The organism is Microcoleus sp. LEGE 07076 (genome assembly GCF_015207455.1).
Lineage (GTDB): Bacteria > Cyanobacteriota > Cyanobacteriia > Cyanobacteriales > Microcoleaceae > Microcoleus.
The window spans coordinates 1-9,011 of the sequence record NZ_JADEWV010000222.1 but is presented as its reverse complement, the minus strand read 5'-3'; the positions used below and the strand labels follow the sequence as shown (position 1 = coordinate 9,011).

Here is a 9,011-nt window from a genome sequence, read left to right as displayed (position 1 = left end):
GTGTTGCCTACTGGTAGGAATATTCATGCTTTAGATCCTTATCGGATGCCTTCTCCGGCTGCTTGTGAAAGGGGGCGCGAAATTGCTCGAAAAATTCTTCAGAAGCACGTTGAGGAACACGGTAAATATCCTGAGACTGTGGCGGTGATGTTGTGGGGTTTGGATGCTATTAAGACTCGCGGTGAATCTATTGGAATTCTCCTAGAATTGGTAGGGGCTGAACCTCTGAAGGAAGGAACTGGCCGGATTGTTCGCTATGAGTTAAAACCGCTGGCTGATGTCGGCCATCCCCGCATTGATGTGTTGGGAAATCTTTCGGGGATTTTCCGCGATAGTTTTGTGAATATTATTGAGTTGCTTGATGATTTGTTTGTGCGGGCTGCTGATGCTGATGAACCGGATTCGGATAATTTTATTCGCAAGCACGCTTTGATTTTGCAGGAAAAAGGCGTGCAGAATTGTGCGGCGAGGTTGTTTTCTAATCCGGCTGGAGATTTTGGTTCTTTGGTTAACGATCGAGTTGTTGATGGTAGTTGGGAATCGGGGGATGAGTTGGGGAAAACTTGGGAAAGTCGCAATGTTTTTAGTTACGGAAGAAAGGATAAGGGTGAGGCGAGGCCGGAGGTTTTGACTCAGTTGTTGCAAGGGTGCGATCGCATAATTCAAGAAATTGATTCTGTTGAATACGGTTTGACGGACATTCAAGAGTATTATGCCAATACTGGGGGTTTGAAGAAAGCAGCGGAAAAGCAGCGCGGCAAAAAAGTCAATACCAGTTTTGTCGAAAGTTTTTCTAAAGATACAACTGGGCGCAATTTAGAAGATTTGCTGCGTTTGGAATATCGCACTAAGTTGTTAAATCCTAAGTGGGCTAAGGCGATGGCCAATCAAGGTTCGGGTGGTGCTTATGAAATTTCGCAGCGGATGACGGCGTTAATTGGTTGGGGCGGAACGGCTGATTTTACTGATAGTTGGGTTTACGATCAGGCGGCTGATACTTATGCTTTAGATGAAGAGATGGCGAAGAAGTTGCGGGAGGCAAATCCTGAAGCTTTTCGCAATATTGTAGGGAGAATGTTGGAGGCTAACGGGCGGGGATTTTGGCAGCCGGATGCGGATAAGTTGCAGCAGTTGCGCGAGTTGTACGAGTTAACTGATGAGAAGATTGAAGGGGTAGTTGTGTAGTTTTTTTAATATAAATATTTAGGGGCGGGCTAGAAGCTCACCCCACAATAGTTTCAAAATTTGTCAGGTGCAAGCATTGGAATTAATATTACCCACAGCCAGGACACGGCAGTGCCGTGTCCCTACCGCGATTAATGGTAGGGACACGGCACTGCCGTGTCCTCTATGTGATGTTTAAATGCAACCGGGAACGATATTAGAGGCGCGACTATTAAATACCCCGATCGCCCTGCGGTTTTGCTACAGGAACTGATGGTTTATTGTTTGGAGAATTAAAAGCTCGATCGACTATATCTCCAAAGGGAACAAACTGCGGTGCAGATGATGGAGCTCCGGTTCTCAAGGTTGTAACTGGCCCACTGCCGTCTTGGGCAAAATTAATCAATCTCGTTAAAGCTTCACCGGGATTTTTAGCATTTCGCTTGTCTAGGGTGAACAGCAGATTTTGAGAGTTGCAGCGCCCCCGTCCGTTCACGTAACAAACTACTGGCAAGTTATTAACAATTCCTGTTGTTAACTGCAAGTTGCTCAATCTTCCGCCATTCTGGGCAACAGCTTTGGTCAATCTATTGGAAACAATTTGACAGCGCTGCCAAGGTGTATATTCGCGGCCGAACTCGGTAGATTTCCAAACAATCATTGGATCTGTCGTGACATTTCCCCGCCGCGCAATTGTGACAAAATTACGACCGGAAGTAACGCACTGAAATGTTGTTTTAGTGTTATTCAAAGAGTTCCTGGCTGGAGCTGCTTGCACTTGGCTGGCAAAGGCGACAGTACCGGCGAAAACTAAAGCGGATGCTAATAAGGGTGCAGTCAATTTCATAATCACTCCTGCCGCTAAGGCAGTTAAATTTATGTCGGATGTGATAGTTGTAGGGACAGGGCAGTGTCCTCTCCCTATCTATTCAGATTCGGCTGGTTGGCTGTCGCACCCGGATATTTTTCAAATATTAAATCAGGTTAGTTGCACCTCATGTCTGTAGGTACATAGCAGTGTGGTGTGTTTATTTCAACACTTGGGAACTTGGCTTTACGAACACGGCACTGTCCTTTCGTTGTTCCAAAACTTCGAGGCCAGTGCAGCACAAACATCCTAGATAGTGTTTTTAGCTACATTATGCAAAGCCGTCGCAGTCAACAATGGTAGGTAAAACTACAAACGACAGCTTTGCCATCGGCTGGCAAATAACTTATGAAACCTCGAATCATTGTTTGCGGCTTGGGCCAAACGGGACACAAAATTTTTTGTTTGTTGAGACAGCAGGGGGCGATTGTGGTTGGTATTAGCGATCGCCCAATTCGCAGCGAAACTTCTGATGTGGTTGTCGGTAATTTGCAAGCAGCTTCTACTTTGTTGGCGGCGGGCATTCAAAAAGCTCACACTTTAGTAATCGCAGGAAATGATGATGCTGTTAATTTGGCAGTTTTGATGCAGGCGAGGATTCTGAATCCTCAAATTCGGGTCATTAACAGATTGTTCAATACTAGCTTGGGCGACAGAATTGACCACACTTTGCCCGAACACAGTTCGATGAGCGTTTCGGCTTTGGCTGCTCCGGTTTTTGCTTTTGCTGCTCTCGGAAATCGGGCGATCGGACAGTTGCGTTTGTTCGATCGCACTTGGCCGATTCACGAAGAATATATCGATGAAAATCATCCTTGGTTAAATCAACAACTGAGCGATTTGTGGAACGATCGATCGCGAATGTTGATTTATTATCTCCCGGCTGCTAACAAAACCGATTTAGTATCGGCCGTGCTTGCGGGTCAGGAGTGCCAGCAGGGCGATCGGCTAATTGTTGCCACTGAGCCGACTCTTGGCAGCCCTCAAAAAACTTTAATTCAAAAATTTCTTAAAATCCTAACTAGCCTGCGCCGATTTCAGCAGCACAGCCAAGCAGCAGTCATTGTTTTGCTGACGCTGCTGACAATGATTGCAGTTGCTACTGTCACCTATGTTTGTGTTGATAAAAATATCTCAATTATTGATTCTCTTTATTTTTCAGTCGGCATGATTACAGGAGCAGGAGGCTTTGAAAAAGTTGCGGAACAAGCTCCAGAAAGCATTAAACTATTGACAGTTGTGATGATGTTAGTTGGAGCCGGAATCATCGGCATCTGCTACGCATTGCTCAACGATTATGTATTGGGAACTCGCTTTACCGAATATTGGGATGTGGCGCGAGTTGCACAGCGCAATCATTACATTATTTGCGGTCTGGGCGGCATGGGAATACAAATTGCTAAAGAACTGCACACTAACGGTTATGATATTGTGGCGATCGAGCAAGATCCAAACAGTCGCTTTCTGAGCACGGCTCGCTCTCTAAAAATTCCAGTAATTCATGGAAGTGCCAGTTTGCCCGCAACTCTGGAAGCTGCTAATGTTAAGCAAGCAGCAGCACTTTTGGCAGTTACTAGCAGCGATATGTCTAATGTAGAAATTGCCTTGACTGCTAAAGGATTGGCACCAAAACTGCCAGTGATTGTCCGCAATCAAGACTCGCATTTTGCTTTGATGGTGCAGCAGGTTTTTGAATTTGAAGGAGTTTTGAACCCGACGGAATTAGCGGCTCCTGCTTTCGCGGCGGCGGCGATTGGAGGCAGAATTTTGGGCAACGGGATGACTGCTGACAGTCTGTGGGTTTCCTTGGCTACATTGATTACGCCCAAACATCCTTTTTGCGGACACCGCATTCAAGATGCTGCTAAATTTGCCGATTTTGTGCCTCTTTATGTGGAAACTAATTGTCAAACTCTTCACGGCTGGGATTTGCTGAATTATTGTCTGAGTGCTGGGGATGTTTTATATTTGACAATGCCTGGGAATCGGTTGGATCAACTGTGGAGAACGACTTCGGAATTGATTAAAACTTAATGGTTTGACGTGGGAATTTATGTTGCCGATCGCTCAATTGCCACTACAAACCTGATAAACTGAGGCCTGTATAGTAAATAGGACTTACACCTAACCCTCATCAACCGGGTTTCTTAGCCGAAGTTCGAGTATAAATAACCAACAGACTCTCAATTAGTCGCGTTTTAGCATGAGAAAATTTTTAGGATTAATTGTGTTTGGGATGATAATTGCGATCGCCTCTGCAGCCATTGCCGCTCAACCTTTGTCCGTCGCTTATCCTCCCGCCAACCACAAAACAATCGCCGATCGCATCTTTTTAATCGGTACTGCCCCCCCAACCGGACAAGTATCGGTAAATGGCAACCAAATTTCCCGCAGCGCAGCGGGGCATTTCGCCCCGACTTTTCCCCTGCAACTCGGCGAAAATGTCTTTAACTTGCGTTACGAAAATCAGGAAGTCACAATTAAGGTAAGGCGCGAGTCGAATCAGCCCCAAGTCCCCGCAGGATTGGCTTTTGCCAAAGATTCCCTGACACCGAAAGTTGATGTAGCCAGTTTACCGGGGGAATATATTTGCTTTGGGGCGATCGCCCCTGCGAATGCTTTAGTTGCAGTAAAATTGGCTGGCGTTACTATTCCTTTAAAAGCGCGATCGCAAGTCGAACTCCCCGATAATAAATCTGTCTTGTTAGGTGAAAACTCCCCAATTCAAAAAGGCAGCAGCGAACAGTATCAAGGCTGCGCTAAAACCCCGGAAAACTCCAGCGAATCTAAGGTAGAAAAAATAGATTTGGGACTGCCTGTATTTGAGCTGACAATGAACGACAAAACTATCAGCCAACAAGGTACTGGCAAGATTTCTATTCTCTCCCCAGCCGAGTTAGAAGTAGCAGAAGTCACAGCAGATCCTGGTGTTGCCCGAACCGGCGCGAGTACAGATTTCTCTCGGATGACACCGCTACCCAAGGGAACTCGCGCCACAGTTATCGGGCGCGAGGGAGAATGGATTCGGCTCGATTACGGTGCTTGGATTAAAGCATCAGAAGTGCGAATTGTCAAGGATACACTGCCAGTGCGATCGATTATTCGCAGCGCGCGATCGCGTCAAGTTTCCGGCTGGACAGAAATCTTATTTCCCTTAGAAACACCAGTCCCAGTCACCGTGCAAGAAGGAGAACGCACTTTCACTTTAACACTGTACAATACCACCGCTCAAACTGACATTATTCGCCTCGACGATGACCCGGTAATTTCGCGTTTGGTATGGCAACAAATATCGCCGCTGCAAGTACAATATACTTTCAACCTCAAGTCTGCCCAGCAGTGGGGCTACAAATTGAGATACGAGGGCACAACTTTAGTGTTGTCTTTAAAACATCCCCCAGTTAGATCGGGCAAGATGCCCGCTTCACAAGAAAAGCCGCTTTCTGGAATTAAAATATTGTTAGATCCCGGACACGGCGGGCCGGAGGATTCTGGGGGTGTCGGCCCCACAGGCTACCGCGAGAAAACAGTGGCTTTAATTGTGTCGAAATTGGTGCGAGAAGAATTGGTGAATCGGGGCGCAAATGTGGTAATGACGCGGGTGGAAGATGTCGATTTGGATTTGCCGCCGAGGGTAGAAATGATTCAAAAAGAAGAACCTGCGATCGCAATTTCGATTCATTACAATGCTTTGCCCGATAACGGCGACGCAATTAATACTAAAGGTGTCGGCGCTTTCTGGTTTCACCCGCAAGCCCACAGTTTGGGAATGTTTCTTCACAATTATTTAGTTGCAAAATTGAACCGTCCGAGCTATGGTGTATTCTGGAACAATTTAGCCATGACTCGTCCTGCCGTTGCTCCATCTGTTTTAATGGAATTGGGATTTATGATTAATCCCGAAGAGTTTGAATGGATTGTAAATCCGACAGAACAGCAGAAGTTAGCTTCTGCCATTGCCCAAGGCATTACCGAATGGTTTGCTTCGGTAAAATAACAGTTCGTAGTAAGGACTTCAGTCCTTCCAACCCAAGGAGATTAAATAAATGTTGAGTTTGAGTCAATCAAAAGCCTTTTTCATTGCAGCCGCCTTTGCAAGTTTAAGTTTTTCACTTTACAGCTTTCCAGTTTTCGGTAAAGAGCAAAGTCTCTCGCCGCAAAAAGTAGAAGCTTTAAAAAAGCAAACTCAGTGCTCATTTATTACAGGTGAAGGCGGCGCTGTTAACATTCGCAAAGGCCCCGGCAATCAGTACCCGGTTGTAGCTAAACTCAAAAGAGGAGACGGAGTTCGGGCCCTCAGCAGACAAGGTAATTGGGTAAAAATTGCGGCGAGATTTTCGGGTAATCCTCCTAATGAAACTTTGACAGTCCTTAACGGTTGGGTGAACAATAAATTTATTAATGGTTGTTCGGAAGACCAATTTGAGAGGTGGCGGAAATAGGGAATTTAGCGATTTTTTCGTGATACTGGGGGCGGTTTTTTGAGGTTGTCAATTGTTGGGGTATTATCGTCTGGAGCGATTAGCAACTCCAACTGACAATAACGTAATTTTAACTGCCCGGTATTCAACCCGCACCAGGACTTTCGGCTTCGCTCAGCCTCCTGGTGCGGGTGCAAGTTTGTACAGAGCCCATTTGACATCTTTGAGTTTTTGGGTTGGGTGACGAGAAATATAGAGAGAAACTCCTTTCTGAGATTTACGCAAGGGGCGAGAAACCGGGTATTCTTGGAGTTTTTGGTTGGGTGACGAGAAATATAGAGAGAAACCCGGTTTCTCAGGTTTAAGAATAGATATCAAATGGGTTCTATAAAACCTGGTTTAAACTTCCCCCTTATTTTCAACCCCAAAGTGTTGGGTTATATTATTGAATAATTGATGACATAATATAGCCTTTATAGCGTAACATGATGTGCTAGGAGTGGCCCAACCGGGCATAGGCCCGCGCCGGCATAGGGCATACTTCACCAAGCTTGATAACCCCGATAATAGACCTCTTGCAAAAGTCCTTTTAATCAAATTTTGGGACGATGCTCAAAGCAACGTCCCACAAGAAAAAAATATTTTTGTGCGATGGCTTTGAGCATCGTCATAACTATTTTTGCAAGAAGTCTAATAGTTGGGATATTGCCTGCACTTGCATTGTTTTTTTTGAACAGGTATCAGTATTAAAAATTATGAATTATTGTCGATCGCTCTCGGTTATTGCCATGCTTTCGATCGCAGGCTGCAACATCCAAACCCCAAAAACCAACACGCAGCCTGCAGAAAGTCGCTCGCCAATTCCCGCCGCGATTCGGGCCGCACCAAAGTCTGAGATTAAAGAAGCAAAACTAATTGCTGTCGGCGACATCATGATGCACAGCACCCAAACAATCTCCGGCTACGACGCAAAAAAGCAAACATACAATTTTGACAGTTTCTTCGCACCAGTTAAAAGCATCCTCTCACAAGGCGATTGGGTAACGGGAAATCTCGAAACACCCTTAGCGGGCAAAGATGCCGGCGGATATACGGGATATCCCTTATTCAACGCACCGGCTCAATTACTAGATGCGGCGAAAAAAGCCGGATTTAATATCTTGACAACTGCTAACAATCATGCTTTGGATAGGGGAGAAACAGGGGTAATTAGGACGATCGCCAATTTGGGCGATCGGCAAATAGCATCTACAGGAACCGCCGCATCGAAAGCCCAGGGCGAGATCACTTTAATCATCACCAAAAACAATATTTCACTAGCCATGCTCGCCTACACCTACAGCACAAACGGCATCCCCATACCCAAAGGCAAAGATTACTTAGTTTCCCTAATCGACGAAAAAAAAATAGTCAAAGATATAGCCAAAGCCCGCAAACAAGGAGCAGACATTATCGCAATTTCCCTGCATTTTGGCAATGAATATGAGCGACAACCAAACACCCAACAAAAACAATTAGTTGAAAACCTATTAAAAGCCGGCGCAGACATCATTCTCGGCAGCCACCCCCACGTCGTCCAACCTTACAAAATCTTTAAATTTCCCAGAAAAAACGGGAAAACCAGAAAAGCTGTAGCAATTTATTCAATGGGAAACTTCATCTCCGGTCAAACCCAAAAGTATACAGATTTAGGCGTGATTTTGCAAGTAAATATCCGTAAAAGACTTCCCGAAAAAACCACAGAAATCACCAGCATCAAAACCATTCCAACTTGGGTACACCGCTATACTCTAAACAATCGACTAAAATATCGGGTTTTGCCATTACAACAAACAGTAACCAAGAAAAAAGACTCGCTGCTAGCAACTTCGCAGTATCCTGTTTTATCTGGATATTTGCAAAACATGAACAATCATCTTAATTCTTTGAGTAGCGACACCAAAAACAAATAAATTATGTTTGTATTGAGCACTAAAGTGCTGACTACGAACCAATTATAACCTCTGGTGCCTTCGTGGTTAATTTCAATTCAACTGCCCCATCAGCCAAGAAATTGCCCCTTCCACATCAGCAACCCGCTCAACATCGGGAATCGGCGGCCGCTGCACCATCACAACTGGAATTCCCAGTTTCCTAGCAGCCACAATTTTTGCATAAGTAGCAGCGCCGCCACTATTTTTGCTCACAATTGTATCAATGTCATATTCGGACAGCAATTTCAGCTCATCTTCTAATAAAAAAGGCCCCTTTGCTAATAACAATTTACCGTCAGGAACAAGAGTATTTGGTGCCGGAGGATCGATCGCCCGCATCAAAAACCAAATAGCATCCAAACCAGCAAACTCCGCCAATTCCTGCCGACCAATCGTGAGAAACACCCGTCTAGAACCGCCTGACAAAGCCCTTGCAGCTTCCGAGTGGTTGGCAACTTCGATCCAGCGATCGCCCTCCACCATCTCCCAAGCTGGACGCACCAGCATCAAATGAGGCACATTACACTCAGCAGCAGCAACAGCAGCATTAGCAGAAATCTGCGCCGCAAACGGATGAGTCGCATC

At 45.5% G+C, this 9,011-nt stretch carries 7 protein-coding genes; 5 read left to right on the top strand and 2 right to left on the bottom strand.

Annotation, left to right across the window (positions count from 1 at the left end; genetic code table 11):
* Positions 1-1,185: cobaltochelatase subunit CobN (locus IQ270_RS25150; RefSeq protein WP_193975906.1), on the top strand; the 1,185-nt coding region annotated here is incomplete at its 5' end.
* Between the two features lie 211 nt (positions 1,186-1,396).
* On the opposite strand, the gene IQ270_RS25145 is transcribed toward IQ270_RS25150, so the two are convergent.
* Entirely contained in the window at positions 1,397-2,011 is a 615-nt protein-coding gene (locus IQ270_RS25145) for a COP23 domain-containing protein (protein WP_193975905.1), read from the bottom strand.
* Positions 2,012-2,380: 369 nt separating this feature from the next.
* Between IQ270_RS25145 and IQ270_RS25140 the strand changes: the two genes are divergently transcribed.
* The 4 genes from IQ270_RS25140 (at position 2,381) to IQ270_RS25125 (ending at position 8,405) form a co-directional block, all read left to right on the top strand.
* Positions 2,381-4,066: a TrkA family potassium uptake protein gene (locus IQ270_RS25140; RefSeq protein WP_193975904.1), complete on the top strand. Its 1,686-nt coding sequence runs from the start codon at positions 2,381-2,383 to the stop codon at positions 4,064-4,066.
* A 169-nt stretch (positions 4,067-4,235) separates the two neighbouring features.
* Positions 4,236-6,029: an N-acetylmuramoyl-L-alanine amidase gene (locus IQ270_RS25135; protein ID WP_193975903.1), complete on the top strand. Its 1,794-nt coding sequence runs from the start codon at positions 4,236-4,238 to the stop codon at positions 6,027-6,029.
* Between the two features lie 49 nt (positions 6,030-6,078).
* Positions 6,079-6,474 carry an SH3 domain-containing protein gene (locus IQ270_RS25130; RefSeq protein WP_193975902.1) on the top strand — a complete coding sequence of 132 codons (396 nt, stop codon included), beginning with the start codon at positions 6,079-6,081 and terminating at the stop codon, positions 6,472-6,474.
* 734 nt (positions 6,475-7,208) lie between these two features.
* A complete protein-coding gene (locus IQ270_RS25125; RefSeq protein ID WP_193975901.1) occupies positions 7,209-8,405 on the top strand; it encodes a CapA family protein in 1,197 nt (398 codons plus the stop codon).
* Positions 8,406-8,477: 72 nt separating this feature from the next.
* Here IQ270_RS25125 and IQ270_RS25120 read toward each other — a convergent pair.
* On the bottom strand, positions 8,478-9,011 hold a 534-nt coding region (locus IQ270_RS25120; protein WP_193975900.1), incomplete at its 5' end, for a cobalt-precorrin-6A reductase.